Source organism: Candidatus Kuenenia sp. (assembly GCF_027493735.1).
Classification (GTDB): domain Bacteria; phylum Planctomycetota; class Brocadiia; order Brocadiales; family Brocadiaceae; genus Kuenenia; species Kuenenia stuttgartiensis_A.
The window spans coordinates 159,961-180,698 of the sequence record NZ_JAOSKF010000023.1; the positions used below are offsets into that span (position 1 = coordinate 159,961).

The following is a 20,738-nucleotide window of genomic DNA, read 5'->3' on the forward strand; positions in this document are numbered from 1 at the left end:
TGTTTTTTTATATATTGGCTTTTCAAAAAACTAAATTGTTACAAATGTTACCAAATACGGATAACGTTTTTGCCATTAGGATTTCGTATTTCGTGCTTCGCATTTCTTATCTCATCCCTGTTTAGTTATGGCTACACCAGCTTAGGAGTTTTATCTCTTTTAACAATGATGACCAAAACACCTCGTGAAAGATGTTTTCATTGCCATTTAATACTACAGGACTGTATTTGTCCCCAAAATCCTCCCCTCTGGACCGAACACAAAATAACCCTGTTAACAAGCAGAAAAGAGTCGCGAATCCCATCCAATACCGGAAGGTTGATCCGTATCATGTTGGAAAACACCACTGCTATTTTTATCGGAGAATACGGCTGGGAAAGAGCGGTTGAGCGGGAAATAGCAGGAAATGATTATACGCCTGTAATCCTCTTTCCCATGGCGCCTTCTATTGACGGTAAAAATATCATTGAAAAAAAGGGGAAGCCTCTGAATATTTTCGTACCGGACACAAGCTGGAGAAATGCGAGAAGATGGCTTCACAAACCACTGTTTCTGAATTTACCGAAAATAGGATTAAGAGAAATTCCTGCCTCTGAATATCACCTGAGAAAACAATCTGCCAAAAATTATTTATGTACATTTCAGGCAGTAATCTCATTAATGAAGGAACTCGAAATCAAGGATTTTGGCTCAGCATCTTTTCAAATGAACGAAAGATTCAGGCTATGGGTAAAATCGCTGGCAAAAGAAAGAGGATTAACCTTCACGAGCGATAGCATTAATTATTGAATTCGGGTAACTATACTCAAACTGCGGAATTTTTTGCTACTGTACAAAACAAGATGCATTAGTCATATTCAGGGGACACCATACTTAATTATTGGCACAATCAAGTATGGATGGATGGGGTTCTTGAAGTGGCGAGAAAGGTAACAATTTAGTATTTTGAAAAATTCCAACAATGTAGTGCGATGAGGTTCGTCGCACTACAAATTATAATTTCCTGTAGTGGTCAATAAATAGGGGTAATGCATTTACATCCCTCGTATAAACCTGATATGTGCTTACCTTTAGTCCCCCCCGCTGGGGGAGTCAGGGCAATGTCATTAAGTTAAACAAACGGCCGCAAAGTAGAGACAGATTTCAAACCTGTCTCTACGAAGGGGGAAAAAGGGGGGTGTTTTTGATCAAATAATTCATAGCACCTTAGTTATTTGAAAAATCCAAGGGGGGATATAAAAAACAATGTAGCCCCTGTAGGGGCGGTCTGTTTGTAGCGCAATAAAATTCAACAGGTAAATAGCTCCGTAGGAGCGGCCTGTATATGATTGACAGGAAGACAGGCCGCTCCTGATTATAGAGACAGGTTTCAAACCTGTCTCTACGATCTGTTATGGTATCCTATCTACAAACAGGTTGCTCCTACGGAGCTTATCGGCAATACGTTTTTTTTAAACCAAAGTGTTACAATAATTCTGAACTTAATGACATTGGGATTCAGGGGTTCTTTTGTACAATAGCATCCTATCCTGCTACAAACAGGTTGCTTGCACTGAATTTATCGACAATACGTTTTTCAAAAAACTAAAGCGTTACGATGCTTTTAGCTATCACTATGTCATGGTTTTCTGAAATCTCCGGGAAGCAAACCAAAGAGTCAATATCCCCATAACCATAAGGGCAAGCATTTGAGGCCAGAGAATTTCTGTCCCGATTCCTTTAAGAAAGATTCCGCGAATAATTTCCAGGAAATACCGGAGAGGATTCAGATAGGTAAGCCACTGGATTGCCCTGGGCATATTTGCTATTGGAAACATAAATCCGGAAAGTAATACTGCAGGAAAATAAAAGAAGAAGGTACTCATCATTGCCTGTTGCTGTGTCTGGCTTACTGTCGAAATGAATAGTCCGATGCCAAGCGTAGTCATGATATACAAAGCCGTAGCAAAGAACAAAAGAAACAGGTTGCCTCTGATAGGCACTTCAAACCAGAAAACACCTATCACAGTAATCAGTATCACATCTGCAAATCCTATAAGTGCAAAAGGCACTGTTTTGCCCAGGATAAATTCAATTTGTCTTATTGGGGTAACCATGATCTGTTCAATAGTCCCTATCTCTTTTTCCCGTACAACGGCCATACTGGTCAGCATCAGGGTAATAAGCATGACAATGATTGCAATTACTCCGGGTACATAAAAATTTCTGCTCTCGAGGTTTTCATTGAACCATGCACGCGTTTGCATATCGACCCCAGCGGGCATTTGATAAGCGCCTTTGACCAGAGTAAGGCGGGTTATAAGAATCTTTTTTGAAAACTGTGCAACAATCTTTGCGCTGTAATCAAGTATTACTCCGGCAGTATTTGAATCGGTTCCATCTACAATTAACTGCAATTGAACAGACCTGCCTGCCCTTAAATTCCCTGCAAAGCCAGCATTCATATGAATTACCGCCCTTACCTTACCACGGTCAACAAGTTCCCATATACGCCTTTCATCGCTTACATATTCGATTACCTTGAAATAGCCTGATTGGACAAAACGTGCCGTGAGTTCACGGCTGACTACAGTATTGTCAAGGTCATAAACTGCTGTGGTAATATTCCTAACGTCTGTCGTAACAGCATATCCGAACACAAGTGTCTGGAGTACCGGCATGATAAAAATTATTCCCATCATCTTCCTGTCCCGAAACATCTGGATAAATTCTTTAATAAGGATTTGTCTTATACGTTCTATCACTTTTATTGTAACACTTTAGTTTTTTTGAAAAATTCCAATAATAACGCTGCTTTCAGTATAGTGTAAGTGTAGTGGCGAAGCATTTGTCATAAACGGTTGCTGCTCGTTCCTCACTTGAAATATCTAAGTAGAGACAGGTTTGAAACCTGTCTCTACCATGTAGTGCGACGAACCTCGTCGCACGACAAAGGACAATTTTCCAGTTTCAAAAGACAAAAGAGTTACCTTTTATTCAAGTTTTTTGTTGAAACCAACATTGGCGAGGATGACCATTACGATACCAAACAATGTCAGCAAAACCGCCTCCAAGATTAAAACCTCCAGCCCTACTCCTTTGAGATAGATACCTTTAAGCAGCGTCACAAAATACGTTGCGGGAATGAAGTATGTCATTACCTGTATAGCTTGCGGCATATTGTCAATTGCGTACACAAAACCGGACAAAAGAAATGACGGAAGAAACGTTACTACCATGGCAAGCTGGCTGGCCAGAAGCTGTGTTCTTGCCAGAATGCTTATCACTATACCCAACGAAAGTGCACCGGTAAGGAATATGGCTGCCATAGCAAAGAGAAGTCCCGCACTGCCACGAAGTGGTACCTGAAACAAAAATTCTCCCATGAGAACTGCGATCAGAACATCAAACATTCCAATAGCGAAATAAGGAAATAGCTTACCGAATATGAGTTCGCTTCCACTGACAGGCGTTGATATAAGCTGCTCCATTGTTCCCCGCTCCCATTCACGTGCAACGGTCAGAGAGGTGAGAAGTGCTGCAATTACCATCATGATCACTGCGATAAGGCCAGGTACAATGGAGTTCTTTGATTCAAGGTCGGCATTAAACCATGCCCTGGGCCTAAGGTCCACAGGGTTGCTAATCCCGTGTGATCCTCCGATGCGCTCAATCTGTCTGATAACGAGGTCACTGGAATAGTTAAAGGCAACAGTATCAACATACCCAATTGTAATAGTCGCTGTGTTTGAGTCGCTTCCGTCCACTATTAGCTGTGTGGAAACCCTACGGCCCGAGTTGATTCTCCTATCGAAATCTGTAGGTATAATAAGAGCTGCGAATGCCTTACCTGAATCTATCGCCCTTTCGATATCACGGTAATTGCTTACCTGGGCTTTGAGCGAAAAGTAACGGGAACCGGTGAACCGGCTTATAAACTCCCTGCTCATCTCAGATTCGTTCTGGTCCCAAACAACTATCGGTACACTGTCAACATCAAGAGTAAGTGCATATCCGAAAAGCACTAACAAAATCATTGGAATAGCGATAGCCATCCCCAGACTTCGCGGATCGCGTATAATATGTAAAAACTCTTTACGGGAAATAGCCCAAAACCTGTTTAGCTTCATCATGTTCTTTTCCGTATTTACTAAACGTAATTTTACTCCTGCGACCACCTGCAAAACCGGCCAATAAAATAAAAATCCCCAGGCGTTTAATCCGGTTCAAACCCCATCTTTGATCCCTTTTTGATGCTCACGATCGTAAGCTTCTATGAGTGAAATAAACACGTCCTCCATGGACGGAACAACTTTCTCAATACCTGTCACTACATAATTTTGCCCGGCAAGCAGGTTACGAATTGATTTTTCTGCTGATGCCGCATTACCGGTTACAACATGAAGCCCGTTTCCGAACAGGGTCACTTCTTTTATATCTGGCAGTCCGCCAATTTGATCCATTGCATCCTGTGACCTGTCACATGCCACTTCCAGGATATCCTCTTTCATGAGTTCGGTCTTAAGATATTCCGGAGACCCTATGGCAATAAGTTTCCCCCTGTAGATCAGCCCTATCCTGTCGCAATATTCGGCTTCATCCATATAGTGAGTTGTCACGAATACCGTAACGCCACTACCTGATAGTTCATATATCAGGTCCCAGAACTGGCGGCGGCTTATCGGGTCTACTCCGGAGGTGGGTTCATCAAGAAAGATTATCGAAGGCTCGTGCAAGATAGCACAACCCAGTGCTAACCTCTGCTTCCAGCCTCCTGACAAGATAGCTGTTTGAGAATGGCGGTGATCCTTAAGCCCTGCCATATCAATAATCCATTCTTTTCTTCTTTTTTTCTTCTCTGCGGGTATACAATAGATTCCACTGTAGAAATCAATGTTTTCCTCTACGGTTAGGTCTTCATAGAGAGAAAACTTCTGACTCATATATCCGATGTGTTCTTTGATCTTTTCCGGTTCGGTACGTATGTCAAACCCTCCAACTGTACCGCTTCCTCCGGTCGGGGCAAGGATTCCACAGAGCATGCGTATCGTTGTAGACTTGCCTGCTCCGTTAGGCCCAAGGAATCCGAAAATCTCTCCTTTGAAAACCTCAAAACTAACGCTATCTACGGCCAGGAAATCACCGAAACGCCTCTCAAGACCCACTACAACTACAGCTTTTTTATCATCATTTTTATTGTCAATGGTGTTCATCTCCATTACTTTACTCATTTTGGCTGGCAAGGACGTAGACAAAGACATCCTCAAGTGATGGTTCAATGGTACGGATACCTGTGATTCTTACTCCGGCAGTGTTCAGTATTTTTTCTGTTTCCTTTGTGTCCGTATCAGGATTTTTTGTCACTATGTGTATTTTGTCTCCGAAAAGGCCGACTGAATCTACTTTTAATTTTTCACGCAACAGGAGACTGGCTTTCCTGGAATCAGAAGTGCGGATCTCAATTACGGACATGTGCATCAATTTTTTCACTTCTGCGGGGGTACCGATACTAAGCAGCTTTCCTTTGTGAATAAGTCCTATCCTTGTGCATCTTTCCGCCTCATCCAGGTAGGCCGTGGACACAAAGATGGTTACTTTTTTTCTCAAAAGCTGGTACAGAATTCTCCAGAAATCACGGCGTGACAACGGATCTACGCCATTTGTAGGTTCATCCAGAAAGAGAACTTTGGGTGTATGAATAAGTGCACAGGCAAGTCCAAGCTTTTGTTTCATGCCACCCGAAAGGTTACCGGCGAGTCGTTTCCTAAACGGCGTGAGATTGCTGAATTCCAGAAGTTCTTCAATTTTTTCCTTCCTTCCCTTTCGGGGAACACTGTAAATATCTGCATAGAAATTTATGTTTTCTATTACTGAGAGGTCGGGGTATAGACCAAACCTCTGACTCATATAACCAATCTCCTCTTTAATCAATTCGGCATCTTTTACTGTATGTTTCCCGGCAATCCATGCAGCGCCGGAAGTTGGTTCCATGATAGATGTGAGAAGTCGCATAACAGTGGTCTTTCCTGCACCATCAGGACCAACAAGACCAAATATTTCTCCTTCGGCAACTTTTAGTGTAAGATTGTCTACGGCTTTCAGATTATTAAACAATTTTGTTAAATTTTCAGTTCTTATGGTATCCGTAATCATATTTCTTATTCTGTTTTCAACAGTATTTTCCCATCCGCAGGCATGCCTGGCTTGAGTTCCATTTCCGGATTATAAACCACTATTTTAATGCGATAAACGAGTTTTACCCGTTCTTCTTTTGTTTGGACGTTCTTGGGAGTAAACTCAGCCTCTGAAGCTATGAAGGAAACATGGCCTTCATAAATCTTTTCAGGATATGTATCCGTTGTGATGTGTACTTTTTGACCAACTTTAATCCTTCCCAGATCCGTTTCGTTTATATATGCCCTAAGCCAGATATCATTCAGGTTGCCAATGATTACAACAGGTGTGCCGGGAGATACGTATTCACCCGGTTCTACGTTTTTGGACAGGACAATACCGGAAATCGATGATTTAATGGTTGTGTATCCCAGCCGTGTTTTCGCCAATCTCAGTGCCGCTCTAGTCCGCTGCAGATCTGCCCTTGCCTTATCAATTTTTTCCTTGCGAGGCCCTTTTTTAAAGAGTACGAGTCTTTTATTAACCTCACGATACCTTGCTTCTTCCGCATCATAATCCGCTTTTGCAGCATCAAATTCACTTGTAGAAATTATTTTTTCTGCATATAGCCTTTCCTGACGTTTATAATCAGCAGCAAGCCGGTCTAAATCAACCCTTGTTCTTCTGACTACCGCCTCCCACTCCTCGATTTCCTCAGTTCTGTAACCGGTTTCCAGCTCTTCAAAGACGGCCCTGGCAGCATTTACTTCTGCTCTGTAAAGTAAAACTTCCTGTGCTAATTCAGTACTCTCCAATCTGGCAATTATCTGACCAGCACTAACTGTTTCTCCCTCATCAACCAGTCGTTCTTCGACCCAGCCGGAGATTCTAAAACTCACAGCAACATCAGTAACCTCAATATTCCCTGACACGTCAATTTCGTCTTTAACCCTGCCCATCCAGCTCTCAGCATACAAATAAATTACAATCCCTATTACAATTGGTAACAGCATCAATAGCACTATTTTCTTTTTGACTTTCATTAAAACACTCAATTAAATAATTTTTTGGAATCGGATATATTCAATATGTTTATCACTACAGTGACATTTTATTCTTAAGTCCTGATTGTAAAATCCTGATTTCAAACTATGTCCCCCGCTGGCGGGGGTGCAGGGGGTGGACCGGATTTCTCCAGCAATTCAACTACCCCTTTATTATGAAAACAAATTTGCCCCTCTTTCCCACGCTCCGCAGACTGGGTCAAAAGGACAATTTTATCCTGTTTCGCAACATGCATTTCCACGCAGAGCGTAGGAATGAGAAGAAAAACTTATGGCTATTCATGTTATAAGCCTCCCAGATTCCCTACGCAGACAATTCCACCCCCTTAATCCCCCGCCAGCGGTGAACAGGCTTGTCACATCCCTTGCAGCTTTCATGCCCTTGTGGGGTTGTTCCGGGTACATTCCCGGTTTTTTGTGACTTCTGCCATGTTTTAATGAAACGTACAACAGTATTAACCCCTGGCAGTGTTGTTTTGCCCCAATCACATAAACGGTTACAAAAAATCGGGAATGCTCCTATCCTGATCGCTAAAGGGGAAAAGGGACAACGACAATATCCCCTTTATTATAGTTGTCATATATTGTATCCTCTTCGTTATCCCAAATTTTTTGAAATGCTGAAGCGGATAAATCCTGAGAAGCTTTTATAAGGATATTTTTTTCTCTTTTACTTTCTAAAAATTGGATAAAGTCAAAAACTTCTGAGAGAAGATTTTCCGGGAGTTTATCGATCTCCCTTTTTATCATTTCTTTTACCGTCATTTTTCGTCACATCCGCTTCAATAATATTGTTATTTTGCCAGACTCTATTTATTGGATAAATTTTATCACAGAATTGCTACAATTATACCTGATTTTGATAATTATAATAGACTTCACCAAGATACCACGCCTTTAACAACCTTAATTTCTTCTGCTAATCCATACAGCCTATACACAATTTCATCTATTAATTCATCCGTTGCTTTAATTCTGGTTTTTAACGGTTCGAGGATTGGCAGGCTTTCAGCAAATTGCCTTTCCAGCAGTTCCTGCTTCTTTCGGTCTGATGGGTTTATGGATACCTTGTTTTTGTTCTTCCTGAGGACTTCGAGGAGTTGATTGAAGTCGTGTTCGTGATATTCCTTTTCTATAACAACCTTTTAAATTCATAAACGGATAAATGTGCTTGTTTAATGATGTGAGACAGAGTAAACCTTTTGATAGGATTGTGCGTTGGGACTGTGAGTTTTAGTGTTCTTTCTGCCGTATGCTTTTTTGCAGACGTATATGACTGTCTTTTTGCCGGACAATTACCCATCCATCACGATGTAAAGCTTTAACACCGATTTTCACACACACATAAACCATCATAATACACCCCTTAAAGTCGTCTGTGTTTGAAGGCTGCAGAGCGATGATGAAAATGTAGATATTTTTGCGACCGGAGATATTTTGTCCTTGACAAAAGCCTTCTAATGAGTGAACCCGCGAATGTAGTTCCAGTACCATTACGTTCCCAAACAGATACTTCACTATGTTCAGTACAAGGTTTGGGAACGAGTTGTGGTTCGGTAGTTTAATAGATTACGCTGAATAGTTACGAATCATTAGCTATAAACGGTTGCTGCTCGCTCCTCACTTTATACGGGACTCTAAGCCCACTAAATTCATGTAGTGCGACGAGGTTCGTGGCACTACAAATGACAATTTCCAGTTTCAAAAGGGAGCATTCCCGATTTTTTGTAATCCGTCATTTTAGTATGATGAAAAGAGAATATCGAATTACAACAGTAGAGACAGGTTTTAAACCTGTCTCTACTGTAAAACCCGGAATCATTGATTTTATTGAGTCTCTTCAAAAAACTAAAATGTTACAAATATTTTGGATTACCATAATTGGCAGTTTTCCATTCAACCCGATAACGCTTCCAGTCTGTTTTTTAATTTTCCTATCCATTTGTCCTCATCCATTTCAACCTGATTTGAAGGATCGCACGAATTCAGAAATCCTGTAATATCTTTCTTACGCATGTTTGTCTGATAAAAAACGGTTATGTCCGGCGTTAATGCTACAGGAGTCCTTGTTGTCATTTCATACCGGACGTAGTCATTCAGGTTTTCAGGCAGGTTTATCCGGTGCGCCCTAAAGATTTCTCCTTTAAGAAAGAATTTTTCTTTAAGATTGGTCAGTAATTTTCTTATGCTGTCAATAATTGGCTGCGCTTCTGATGCAGACTGTCTTGCCGCATCCTGAAGGCATGGATCGCTGTTAATCTGATTATGGATAAAGGTAATTATTGAATCTTTGGCGCTGGAGACAAATTGTTCTACTAAGTCCTTGCGCTTATTGCGCAATTTGAATATTTTCAAGCCGAATGAAATTGTCTGGACGGCATGATTAGGGTGTTTTTATGATGGTTTTCATGCCTGTGAAAATCGGTGTTTAATAAGAAGCCGGGAATAAAGGAAAGGTTTAACATTTTTATGCTAACAGACCTCGTATTCCCGGTAAAGTCGCAGGAATCATAGGCAAGCTCGGGTTTAACGGGATACGGTGTGTTTAATACGAAGTGCCCATCATTGAATGTGACGCTGAGATCGGGTGCATAATTTTTGATAATTTCGTTAACAAATACTTCCGTTACCACAAAAGTGCCGGTGGTTATGTCTTCAATAGCCTTTTTCAAAGATTCCAGGCTTGTGCCTTTTAATAGTTCTTTGTACTTTTCCATAATTTCCGGGTTGGTCAATGCATCACTTGCCATGTCCTTAACCTTATCTATTTTGCCCTTATGCTTGTCTATAAAACCATGCATTGACGGGTCTTGTTCGGCACTGCAGTCGGATGGCGGGGCTTCAGCCTTTTTGTCGGAAAAAAGTTTTTTCGCGTGTTTCATCGTTCTTCTCCCAACCATTCCGCCCAATTTGCCCCCTGGTTTGCTTAGTCCTACTTGACCACCAATGATTGTCCCTGCTACTTCCCCTGCCTTCACTACCACCGTTTCCAGCACCTTATTTTCCACTGCATTTTTCAATTTATCCGATACCATAATTATTCCTTTCCGTAGAAATTCAAGTTTTACACATCTACCGTTCGTGGCATTTAATAAGCCTTTGGGTTCCGCCTCCCCATGCCTAGCCTTCCGCCCTCTGCCTAATCCTCGCCATACACAGCAAAGGCACTACGGGTACTATCTTGCGCATGGCAGGTCCACTGATTATCCGCATAACATCCCACGCCATCCAGACTCCCATCACAATGTTCAGCCCTGGAATGAAGAGCGCCGCGCTCTTCGTCACTGCATTCATAGCAATCTTAATCCCTAGCGTTCTGCCTATAGCAGCCATAACAATTACCAATATTTGGTACGACAAAAAACCGCCAAAGCTAAATGCCATCCCAGCCGACAATAATACGCCAGGCGCCATACCGCGCATACTGTTAACATTGAGATATTCCAGCAACTCTTTCAATTTCTCAGGGTCTTCGGCACGCATTTGGTCTTCGAATTCACATACTGTTTTCTCGTATTCCCGCCTCTTGCCCTCGTCCATCTTTTCCCATGCCTTGTCTACGATGATTCTCAATATCCTTTGTTCTAAATCTTCAGCCGTTGTATTGTCTGTATATTTAGCCTTAACAGACTTTGCTACCCTACGAACGATTTTTCCGTATGTGGCCCAATCATCGCTGAAAACTCCGTCTGTTATCCAATCGCTGCCGGCATATCGTATCTCTTGTTCAAGGGCAAGGTCATCCCTTATCACACCATATTTATTTTTCAACTCCTCAATACTATCATACTTCAAAGCCTTCGCTATTTCATTTTTCTCTTCCTCGTTTAGTTTTTGCAAAACGCCTACCAAATCACCATCGCGCTGTTTGAGATCCATATGAACCACTGCCTCCTATATGTTTAATTTGTATAGGCTGGGCGATCCCTATATCGCCTAGCCGGAATAGCTACACGCCCAAATATGGTTATATCTTTTCCGCAGATGCCTCTACTCCAAACCAATTTTTCAATTTCACCGAAGTCTTAGTCTTTACTTCATCATTGATGTATACAGCCACTGTTGCAAGCGCAGCCGCCAAAGCGCCCAGGTCATCTGCAAAGCCGACAACCGGTATCACGTCGGGTATCGCGTCCACCGGACATATAAAATATGCCAGTGCGCCGTAAATAACAGTCTTTGCCCACAGGGGCGTTTCCGGTCGCTGGGCAGCATAGTATAGCCACAAGCTTTTTTCGATTACCTCCTTGCCTGCAACTTTTGCAAATTTTTTAACCTTTTCCCAAAAACTTTCATCCGAATACCCATCCGGAATAGCCACCTGCAATTCACCATCTTTGCTCATTTCAAAATCTCCTTTCTAAGAAAAAACCTACCGCACAAATCCTATAGTAATTATGGAAAGATACATTTTTCGCCACCGATTAATTTCTTTTCCTCCGAAGCCATTTAACGAGTTTATAAACACCATAGCCAGCGCCAGCAGCAGCAATTGGCGCAGCGGCTACAACTGCAAGTCCAGCCGCCATACCCCCACCGACCACGGTACCAACTGCGGCCAGGCCGGAAGTAATTCCAGTTGCCCCAAGCCCGGAAACACCACCTACGGCAACCGCCGTTACAGCGCCGCCTGCACCAGCTACAGCACCGGTGCCCGTTGAAGCCATTACGCCTACCACGGAAGAACCATCTTTATCGTTGCCCATCAACTCCTCCTTTGAAAAAAACAATGATAACCGCCCCCACACTTCCCATACCCTTACTCCCCAAACCGGAATCAAATGATCTTGCCTCCAAAACATTCAACAGCCTTGCGCTTTTTTATGTCCGCATCCTCCTGCATGATGTAGGGCGATGGACGATGGACGATGAATTACGGACATCCTTCGTGCTTCGTCTCTCGCTCTTACGTTTTTCAAAAGACTAAAGTGTTATGAATATTCTTCTTTAAGTCCTCAAGACATTTCCGGTCGAACTCCCCCCATACCTCTGCAAAGCTGGTGAAAAAAGGTAATATTCATAATCAGCGAATCCTTGTCCAGCTATTCAACCATACCAATAGGTTACGACTATTACATGCTCAATTTCTTGCCTTTTTCAGGATAAATTTGTCGAAGTTGGGTTAAGGCAGCATGTGGAAATACAGTCTCTATTTTCTTTAAAAAGCAGGGGCGAAGCATTTGTCCGGTTAGGTATGAACGCATTTATGACAATTTTTAGCAAATGCTTCGCCCCTACAATATGCGTGGCAAATTATTGTTTTTATCTCGGCTTTTTATTCTTTTTGAAAAGGTCCAATATTTTTCCAGTGTTTGAGGATTTTTTTATGAGTGAAGTTATTGCCGCCCCCCATGGGTTCGTTATGACAAACCCTGCGATTACTGCCGTGGCAATAACGCCGCCTATGCCCATCAATCCCAGCATCTTCCTGAGTTTTTTCTGATCTACGTCTTTATTATCAACCAATTGCTTCAGCGCAATGAGCTGTTCTTCCTGTGTATAATCAGGCTGTGAAATGCCGCTTTCCCACCTGCTCACTGTTGAAAAGCTGATTCCCAATGCCTTTGCAAACTCGGACTGGGTTGCTCCCAGTTTTTCACGAAGTTCCTTAATTTCTTTTGCACCCATTATGCCACCTCTCTTTCACTAAATTTAAAAGGTATTCATAGTGAATACCTGTGGAAGTATATCACGAATTAACTATTATGTAAGGCAAATAATTTGCATATGCAAACTATTTGCGGCTGATTTAACGTTTCTTCTTCTTGTTCCTACGCTCCTGCGTGGGCATGCGTGGAAAAGGAACAAACCCACCCTTACCCCTCCCAAGAGGGGAATTTGATGTAGAGACGCACGGCCGTGCATCTCTATGTGGGAGATTGAGGTGTGGATTAAAATGAATGCCATGGTTTTATTCTTTTTTCCATGTGAAGCCGGGGCTTCTCAAACAATTGCGTTTCCAAGCCGGAGCTTGGGAACGAGTGTATAAATGTTTTATCTCGTGCTTGTTTTGTTCCGGCTATGAAGGGATGGCTGGTGTTATTTTTTACCTGCTGCTGCCAAATATATTACAAATTCCTCATCGCCATCGAGAGAGAGTAAATCGTTTATATTATCATCAGAAAACGCCGCAATTGCGCATACCCCGCAATCAATGGATTCTGCGCTTAAATACAAATTCTGGCAGACGTGTCCTGCATCCAGATGCATATACCTGTATCCGCGTTCTCCATATCGCCATTTCATACGGTAAGCTACCGCAGACCAAATGAAAACAACATCGCATAGTTTTATTATATTCTGCCCCAAACACGCTTCTGTAATTTTATCAGCAATATCCGGTTGTAAATTTACTTCCATCAGCTTATGTTTAGATGCAAGAAATCTGTATGCGCCTGGCAACAAGCCCGTTATGTTATTTACCAATAAATATGTTTCCAAAGAATGCCGTGCCCCCGCTGACGGCACGTTTCGATACGTTGCAGTCCCGGGTATCACTTCTTTTACCCCCTGAGTACACCACAGCAGGTAAGATAATTCTTCAAGGGTTAATGGTTTTTTAGAATAATTACGTATACTCGTTCTTGATTCTATCACTCTTCGCACATCAGCATTTTTTACAACAATATCCTCCGGTTTCGGTAAATCAATAATCGGTTTTGACCGGTCATAAGGAAGCTCCAAAGGTGGCTGCTGTATCCCTTTCATCTGATCCGATGCCGCTAAATATTGATATTTCGTCATGTGCATAAACTCTTTTCCAATTCCGTTTGACATAATCACACTCCTTTTTTGGCAACAATTTATTTTTTTAGAAAAAGCATGGGGCGAAGCATTTGCCTGCGTACAGTATACTCGTTCAGTGGAACGGTGCCGGCGCATATACAGACAACGTTTTACGTCTTTGTTCCCTATGCCGGCAAATGCTTCGCCCCTACAATTTATCATTTTGCGAATAAAAAGCTATAGCTTTATGCAGTGAAAAACATGTACAATTTGCTTCCACTGTATTTGATGTATAGGAATTTCAATATTTTTAGTTAAGCAATGCATAAACCCACCCCCTGCCCCTCCCAGGAGGGGAATTTGATAAGTCCCCTCCTGGGAGGGGATTGAGGGGTGGGTAAAAATAAATGCCGTTGGATTTTTTGTCTTTTAAAAACCCGGCATAATTTATATTTTAATCGTAAACAGCACTTATTTATATGACTATCGTTTTTAAAAAGAATATCTGTCAAACGGTTTCTCTTTCTTTAGAAAAAGAATGGCTGGAGGCAAACGGGATTGGTGGCTATGCCTCATCTACAATTATTGGCGCCAATACAAGACGTTATCATGGGTTGCTTATGGCGGCAACAAAGCCGCCCCTGGGAAGAATGTTAATGCTGTCCAAATTAGAAGAAGCGCTCTTTGTTGATGGGCGGGAATATCCTTTGTCCACGAACATTTATCCTAATACGATCTTCCCGGAAGGATACAAACATCTCGTTCAATTCCAATCAGATCCGTTTCCTGTATGGGAGTATTCTGTAGAAGGAATGCTGATTAAAAAAACGGTTTTTATGGTGTATGGTCAAAATACCACCGTGATTATGTATCAGATACATCGGGAGAATGAAATGCTTCCCCCCCCTGTTTTATCAATTCGTTTTATGATTGCTTTTCGTGATTATCACAGTCTGACTCATGAGAATCCCTGTTTGAATACCGGTTATACAAATCTGCGCAATGGGGTTTGTTTAACGCCATACAAGGAACTCTCATCTCTGTATGTTTTTTTTAATGCAACATCAATCGACTCAAATTGTTTTTGGTATAAAAATATGAAATATCCTAAGGAGATTGAACGGGGAATGGAGGCCTATGAGGATCATTTCAGCCCTTTTGCTATCAACTTCAGTCCAATACAAAACGATGCAATCTATTATGTTGTCGCATCAACGGAAAACTATGATTGCATAGATATTAATGAACTCTATGAAAAGGAAACAGGACGCAGAAATGCGTTGAACAACAATATCCAAAGAAATCAAATAATTTTCCCCTTTGTTTTTCCAGGAACAGGAGACGAAAACACCGGGAATTCTGACATTCTGAACTGCTTACTCTCCACATCAGACACTTTTATTGTAAAGAGGGGGAATTGCAGGAAAAGTATTATTGCCGGATACCATTGGTTTGCTGATTGGGGAAGGGATACGATGATTTCGCTTCCAGGCTTAACCCTTGTTCAGGGGAAATATGATACGGCAAAAGAAATATTGCTTACGTATGCCGGCCATGTCAATAAAGGCATGATTCCTAATCGTTTTCCCGACTACGGAGAATTGCCGGAATACAATACAGTGGATGCGTCTTTGTGGTACATACATGCGGTGTATAAGTATTATCTCTATTCTAAAGATATACTAACAATTCAGAATAAGCTGTATCCGGTTTTACACGAAATCGTCTCCTATTACCGTAAAGGCGCCCGCTATAATATTCACATGGAGAGCGACGGTTTAATCTATGCCGGTGAAGAAGGCATTCAACTGACATGGATGGACGCAAAAGTGGGTGATTGGGTGGTGACCCCCCGGATGGGCAAGGCGGTTGAGGTCAATGCCCTTTGGCATAATGCATTGAGGATTATCTCTTTTTTTGCGGAAATCATGGATTTAGAAAATGATTACCGTGAATATTCTGCGTTATCTGTAAAGGCAGGCAATTCATTCAATGAACTGTTTTGGTTCGAAGAAGGCGGCTATCTTTACGATTATGTTGACGGCGGAATGAAAAACTCTTCAATCCGCCCGAATCAGATATTTGCCATAAGTCTGCCATTCGTGTCATTACCCTTCAGAAAACAACAGGCTGTTTTTGAGATCATAAAAAAACATTTATTAACACCTTATGGATTGAGGAGTCTTTCCCCCGCCGATAAAGATTACATTGGTGTTTATCGAGGAAATGTTTATGAGAGGGATAGGGCATACCATCAGGGTACCGTATGGGCATGGCTGATAGGGCCATATCTTGATGCATTTTTTAAAATATACGGCAACAATATTCATACAAAAAGAATGATGGTTGAATTACTACAACCATTGTGTAATCATATTTACGATGCCGGAATTGGTTCTATTTCGGAGATTTTTGACGGAGATTATCCCCACACGCCGCGCGGATGTATATCACAGGCCTGGAGTGTCGGCGAATTGCTGCGGGCAATGTTTGAAAATTTGGCAAAGTAGCATCTATTTTGTGACACTTTAGTCTTTTGGAAAGGCGAAAACGCTCGTTCAGGAATTCCTGCCTGGTAACGAGCGTTTTCTAAACGAGCGCATCTTCCGCTATTTCTTTACACTACTCATCTTTTTTTATTACCTGAACAGACAAATAATTTTCAATCCCCATATCCTTAATTTGCTGCAAGTGTTCCTCCAAATCATTTGCGTGTTTTTCTTCATCGGTCAAAATATGTTCAAGCAACTCCCTGGAACCGGCGTCTCCAACCTCAGCGCACAAGGTGATTGATTTTTGGAGTCTCTGAATTGCAATTTTTTCCAAAGCGTAATCATTCTCCAGTTGCTCCTTAACAACCTTTCCTACAGTAATTTTACCAAGATCCATTTTTGGTATGCCTTCTAAATACAACAAGCGTTCAATGAGTTTTTCCGCATGCTTCATCTCTTCTATGGAATTTTTCTCATTAAATTCATACAGGCGTTTATATCCCCAGTTTTCACACATCTTGGCATGCACAAAATATTGGTTAATCGCTGTAATTTCAGCCATTAACAACTCGTTTAAAACCACAATAACCTTTGGATTTCCTTCCATAAAACACCTCCTTTATGTAATAAAATAATACTTATGTAATAAAGAGGAAATGGCGATAGTATCGCCACTCCGTAAACTTATGAAAGTATTATAACATTGAATTAATGTTTTTTGCATAGGGAATTAAATACTTTTTATCGCAATAGTTTTAGTCAAATAATAAATCTATAAGGGAGGGATTAGACCGCATAAAACGCTGAGTTCCTGATGCTGTTCTTTCTTTTATGCATTCATTCTCAGGGAATGTAAGCCAAAATATGCTCCCATTGTCAACATTGCTTTCTACACCTACCATTCCTCCATGTAATTCAACCAGTCTGCGTGTAAGTGCAATCCCGATTCCGGCGCCGTTGGAATCTTTATCTTTTGTGCTGTTTGACCGGTAAAATGCCGAAAATATTTTGTCTTTTTCATCATCCTCAATCCCAATACCCGTATCTCTCACCTCTATTCGTATGGATGATTACCATTCTTTAGAGATAATAACATCAACGGTACCGTATTCAGGGGTATATTTGAGCGCGTTGGAAGGCAGATTATACATAATTTGTTTGCACTTCCTGATACGGGAAAAACGAATATCAAACAAGGAATTATGAATGTCGAAGGGCAAGAAAACTTCGTAATTCGAAATTCCTTGTTCTGCTGTACGATATTCTCTTTTCATCCTACTAAAACGACGGGTTACAAAAAATCGGGAATGCTCCCGAAAACACTCGATTTCCCAGTTCTTTGCCTGGAAGCGGGAGCAAGGCATGAGCGGACGCTGTAAGGCGTCAGCTGCAGCCAGTTGTTCGGCCAGGTGCATCTGGATAGTAGCAGTGCGGCAAACTCCTGCCATGTCTCCCGTGGGACATGGAGAGCAAGACGACGTCATAACTGCTAAGCCCCACAATAAATGAACCTGGAATTCTCAGATTAAGTGGAATTAATATATTGAGGTAAAACAGATTTTAGCAGATTGACAGCATCTGGGAAAGAGGAGTTGGAATCTACCATGACGATGTCGATGGTATTAAAGTTTTTTTTACAACGGAAACACTGGGTCGTTATGGCAATAGAAAAGTGTACCAGATGGCAAAGTAAAATATACTCAAGAAGTTCACAAAATGTGATTTCAGAAATGCTATAACTATTTATATCAACAAAAGTTAAATCTAATTTAGAAATCTCTATTTGTGAACCCTTACAGTATAGTACCACTCTGGACAAAAAAAATTTATTATCACAATATGATATTGTCGACTACAGGCTTCTGTGATGCAACGGAAGGAACCCGTAGGGTGACTGGAGTTGCATCACAGAAGCCTCAATTTTGCAATCTCCAATTCACCGATAAAACAAAAGATGTTTTTCCCTCTTACACCTCCTTCCCTTTTTTATTCTTCATACTCTGTTTAAATCGATAGCTTTCTCCATTGAACGTAAGAATATGGCTATGATGTGTTATTCCGGTCTAAAAGTGCCGACGTCATTGTGGGATCATTCATAAATTTCGTCCAATCAGCAAATTCCAGGTTGGAACTAATAATGGTCGCTCCATTTTCGTAGCGATCTGCAAAAAACTGAAACAACAACTCTGATCCTTCTTTAGACAAGGGTAAATACCCTAATTCATCCAATATTACCAATTCGGCCTTGATGAGTCTTTTCTGTAGTCGAGACAATTGCTGCTCCGATCTGGCTTCCAACAACATATTCACCAGCTTCGCGGCAGTAAAAAACAATACGGTTTTTTTCTTCTTGCAAGCCTCAACTCCCAACGCTATCGACAAGTGTGTCTTTCCCGTTCCTGTCTGACCTATAAAACAAATATTTTCTGATCTTTCTATATAACCACATTCACTCAGTCGAAATACCTCTTTGGCGTTTAAACCAGGAATCTCTTCAAATGCAAAATCAACAAGCGTTTTGATGAATGGAAAATTGTGCTTGTTTTATTAAATTCTTCACCCGATTCTGGTCCCGGTTTACAATCTCCTCTTCGCTTAACGCTCTCAAATACTCTTCATACGGCTGGTTGTTTCGTGTCGCATACTCAGCAAATGATTTATGATGCTTCGAAAACATGGGAAGCTTTAATTGTTTTAAATTCAGTTCCAATATTGCATGATTCATTCGCACTCCCTCCCCAATTGCATCAAAGAATTATAACGATTTAATGCTACATGAGGCACGTGCACATCGAGACGGGAGCTCTCAGACACATCCAGCCGCTCACTACGTACTACTATCCATCAACTTCTTGTTTTTTTATGCTCGTTTTTCAAAATGCATAACCGTAAGGCATTGATTAGATGAGGATTACGTAAAGTTTGGAGCATTGGGTTTTTTTGTCATTTGAATTTGTTTCGTATTTCGATATTCGTATTTTGAATTTGGTTGCGGCCAAAGGCCGCGCCAAGGACTACTATGTCTTAATTGAATTAATACCTGTTTGACTCCTTCCACATCATACTGCTCATACGACATGGCCATTTCTATTGCAATTCCTAACTCTTCTACCGAATAGCTCCTCAATAATTCCAACACCTTTATACATTCCCTGGCAGTTCCATATCCCTTATGATATGCACACTCAAAAAACTTCCTGAATATTGCCGGCAATTGACGAATCGGCTTGCTATTGATTGCAGTATACGGCTTCTCCGTATATACCGAAAGATAATGCAGTGGGTCGAATATTTGCCTGCCCTTCTGATCTGTCCTTTGATGGCGGGCAATCTCTTCTCCCTTGTAACTGGCTATTACCTCCTTTATCGTTATGACTATATCCACTTGATGGTACGCATATCTGGTTGGCACAGAATAAAATGCTCCTTCCACTGATATCAGAGAATAGTGATTGGCTTTCGCGATCGCATGTATACCGACATCTATCTCCTTCAACGGCAATGCACGAAAACACCTTCTCTCTTCTTCGTAACGCTCACCAACAAGCTCCCCTGTCCCATATACCTTACGCTTTGCCCGAAGACTTTTACACCACTCAGATAATTCCCGATTACATTCTTCTAAATCACGTATCGTTGGCACTGGAGAAAAACAATTCCTCCTGACGTACCCTACCAGACCCTCGACATCTCTCTTTTGCCACCCCTTGCCTCTTTCACAAAATTCTGCTTCAAACCCATATAGCTCACGAAATGTTCGAAAATGATCAGACTCCTCTCGTAACTTCCCCCTCAGGATCCGCTTCACCGCCTGGCTTAAATTGTCATACCGTACCTTTTGTGCTATACCATCAAAATATTCAAAGGCCAATTTGTGAGAATAAAACAACGCTTCCTGTCGTTCACTCTCAGACACATATACAAAAATATCGTTTGAGTAGATTAATTGATAACAATGCAGACACAATTCTACCTCTTTACCCTTGTAACACGCCTTTATATAACCAAAATCAAATTATATATACTCTCCTGGCGTAACTATTCCGCGAAAATAATTTAGAATTTACTTGACAGCAGAAATGTTATAAACAAGCAATTTACCTGGTAGTGTATGTATATGTTTGTAAATGCGTTAAAAACAGGCAGCAAGATGCCGTGCATAGAGACGTGTGTGGGGTCTGTTCAGTGATAGAATTTCGAGCCTTTGTGGTGTGTTATAGAGCGAAAGAAAAGGGTGAAAAAACCTGTGGTATAATATAGTCAAACAAATCAGATTTTCGAAATTTGCTCGCCAATAATTTGAAAATTTTCAGTTAAAAGAGTAGACAATTCATCTGTATACTCGTTAATATTTTTGAAAAAA

Annotated in this window: 22 protein-coding genes; 3 read left to right on the forward strand and 19 right to left on the reverse strand. The window is 41.3% G+C overall.

The window, feature by feature from the left end:
* Positions 1-168 precede the first annotated feature (168 nt).
* Complete coding sequence (locus tag M5U24_RS16925) at positions 169-789, forward strand: tRNA-uridine aminocarboxypropyltransferase (protein ID WP_230405805.1); 621 nt, start codon at positions 169-171, stop codon at positions 787-789.
* An 824-nt stretch (positions 790-1,613) separates the two neighbouring features.
* Here the strand turns inward: M5U24_RS16925 and M5U24_RS16930 are convergent.
* From M5U24_RS16930 to M5U24_RS16980, 11 genes are all read right to left on the reverse strand, one after another.
* Positions 1,614-2,744, reverse strand: coding sequence for an ABC transporter permease (locus M5U24_RS16930; RefSeq protein ID WP_099326760.1), 1,131 nt, complete (start codon positions 2,742-2,744; stop codon positions 1,614-1,616).
* Positions 2,745-2,972: 228 nt separating this feature from the next.
* Positions 2,973-4,112: an ABC transporter permease gene (locus tag M5U24_RS16935; RefSeq protein ID WP_230409900.1), complete on the reverse strand. Its 1,140-nt coding sequence runs from the start codon at positions 4,110-4,112 to the stop codon at positions 2,973-2,975.
* A 93-nt stretch (positions 4,113-4,205) separates the two neighbouring features.
* Positions 4,206-5,210, reverse strand: coding sequence for an ABC transporter ATP-binding protein (locus M5U24_RS16940; protein WP_230405667.1), 1,005 nt, complete (start codon positions 5,208-5,210; stop codon positions 4,206-4,208).
* Positions 5,203-6,132 carry an ABC transporter ATP-binding protein gene (locus M5U24_RS16945; RefSeq protein WP_099326761.1) on the reverse strand — a complete coding sequence of 310 codons (930 nt, stop codon included), beginning with the start codon at positions 6,130-6,132 and terminating at the stop codon, positions 5,203-5,205. Before M5U24_RS16945 ends, M5U24_RS16940 begins: the two co-directional genes overlap by 8 nt.
* A 5-nt stretch (positions 6,133-6,137) precedes the next feature.
* Positions 6,138-7,136 carry an efflux RND transporter periplasmic adaptor subunit gene (locus M5U24_RS16950; protein WP_099326762.1) on the reverse strand — a complete coding sequence of 333 codons (999 nt, stop codon included), beginning with the start codon at positions 7,134-7,136 and terminating at the stop codon, positions 6,138-6,140.
* Positions 7,137-7,688: 552 nt separating this feature from the next.
* Entirely contained in the window at positions 7,689-7,922 is a 234-nt protein-coding gene (locus M5U24_RS16955) for a DUF2281 domain-containing protein (RefSeq protein WP_099326764.1), read from the reverse strand.
* A 1,131-nt stretch (positions 7,923-9,053) separates the two neighbouring features.
* A complete protein-coding gene (locus tag M5U24_RS16960) occupies positions 9,054-9,512 on the reverse strand; it encodes a hypothetical protein (RefSeq protein ID WP_298203084.1) in 459 nt (152 codons plus the stop codon).
* Complete coding sequence (locus tag M5U24_RS16965; protein WP_298203086.1) at positions 9,509-10,192, reverse strand: hypothetical protein; 684 nt, start codon at positions 10,190-10,192, stop codon at positions 9,509-9,511. Before M5U24_RS16965 ends, M5U24_RS16960 begins: the two co-directional genes overlap by 4 nt.
* Before the next feature lie 85 nt (positions 10,193-10,277).
* The gene (locus M5U24_RS16970; RefSeq protein ID WP_099323666.1) at positions 10,278-11,036 is read right to left on the reverse strand and encodes a YaaW family protein; all 759 of its coding nucleotides are present in this window, start codon (positions 11,034-11,036) and stop codon (positions 10,278-10,280) included.
* 88 nt (positions 11,037-11,124) lie between these two features.
* Positions 11,125-11,502, reverse strand: a complete 378-nt coding sequence (locus M5U24_RS16975; protein ID WP_099323667.1) for a YkvA family protein — start codon at positions 11,500-11,502, stop codon at positions 11,125-11,127.
* A 79-nt stretch (positions 11,503-11,581) separates the two neighbouring features.
* Positions 11,582-11,863, reverse strand: a complete 282-nt coding sequence (locus M5U24_RS16980; protein ID WP_169703973.1) for a hypothetical protein — start codon at positions 11,861-11,863, stop codon at positions 11,582-11,584.
* An 11-nt stretch (positions 11,864-11,874) separates the two neighbouring features.
* Here M5U24_RS16980 and M5U24_RS16985 point away from each other — a divergent pair, with 11 nt between their 5' ends.
* Complete coding sequence (locus M5U24_RS16985; RefSeq protein WP_172953462.1) at positions 11,875-12,084, forward strand: hypothetical protein; 210 nt, start codon at positions 11,875-11,877, stop codon at positions 12,082-12,084.
* Between the two features lie 335 nt (positions 12,085-12,419).
* Here M5U24_RS16985 and M5U24_RS16990 read toward each other — a convergent pair whose 3' ends face one another.
* Complete coding sequence (locus M5U24_RS16990) at positions 12,420-12,785, reverse strand: helix-turn-helix domain-containing protein (RefSeq protein WP_099326770.1); 366 nt, start codon at positions 12,783-12,785, stop codon at positions 12,420-12,422.
* Between the two features lie 411 nt (positions 12,786-13,196).
* Positions 13,197-13,934: a SagB/ThcOx family dehydrogenase gene (locus M5U24_RS16995; protein ID WP_099326771.1), complete on the reverse strand. Its 738-nt coding sequence runs from the start codon at positions 13,932-13,934 to the stop codon at positions 13,197-13,199.
* Positions 13,935-14,362: 428 nt separating this feature from the next.
* On the opposite strand from M5U24_RS16995, the gene M5U24_RS17000 reads away from it, so the two are divergent.
* A complete protein-coding gene (locus M5U24_RS17000; RefSeq protein WP_099323671.1) occupies positions 14,363-16,393 on the forward strand; it encodes an amylo-alpha-1,6-glucosidase in 2,031 nt (676 codons plus the stop codon).
* A 112-nt stretch (positions 16,394-16,505) separates the two neighbouring features.
* On the opposite strand, the gene bfr is transcribed toward M5U24_RS17000, so the two are convergent.
* The 6 genes from bfr to M5U24_RS17030 form a co-directional block, all read right to left on the reverse strand.
* The gene (gene bfr / locus M5U24_RS17005; RefSeq protein WP_099323672.1) at positions 16,506-16,982 is read right to left on the reverse strand and encodes a bacterioferritin; all 477 of its coding nucleotides are present in this window, start codon (positions 16,980-16,982) and stop codon (positions 16,506-16,508) included.
* Positions 16,983-17,130: 148 nt separating this feature from the next.
* Positions 17,131-17,427, reverse strand: coding sequence for an ATP-binding protein (locus M5U24_RS17010; RefSeq protein ID WP_157775627.1), 297 nt, complete (start codon positions 17,425-17,427; stop codon positions 17,131-17,133).
* A gap of 18 nt (positions 17,428-17,445) precedes the next feature.
* The gene (locus M5U24_RS17015; RefSeq protein WP_157775630.1) at positions 17,446-17,823 is read right to left on the reverse strand and encodes a hypothetical protein; all 378 of its coding nucleotides are present in this window, start codon (positions 17,821-17,823) and stop codon (positions 17,446-17,448) included.
* A 595-nt stretch (positions 17,824-18,418) separates the two neighbouring features.
* Complete coding sequence (locus M5U24_RS17020; RefSeq protein WP_164995745.1) at positions 18,419-18,898, reverse strand: ATP-binding protein; 480 nt, start codon at positions 18,896-18,898, stop codon at positions 18,419-18,421.
* Positions 18,882-19,100 (reverse strand): ATP-binding protein, encoded by a 219-nt coding sequence (locus M5U24_RS17025; protein ID WP_099323675.1) that lies wholly within the window; start codon positions 19,098-19,100, stop codon positions 18,882-18,884. The genes M5U24_RS17020 and M5U24_RS17025 overlap by 17 nt, the downstream gene beginning before the upstream one ends.
* Before the next feature lie 186 nt (positions 19,101-19,286).
* On the reverse strand, positions 19,287-20,291 hold the full coding sequence (locus M5U24_RS17030) for a hypothetical protein (protein WP_298203094.1): 1,005 nt from the start codon (positions 20,289-20,291) through the stop codon (positions 19,287-19,289).
* Between the last annotated feature and the right edge of the window lie 447 nt (positions 20,292-20,738).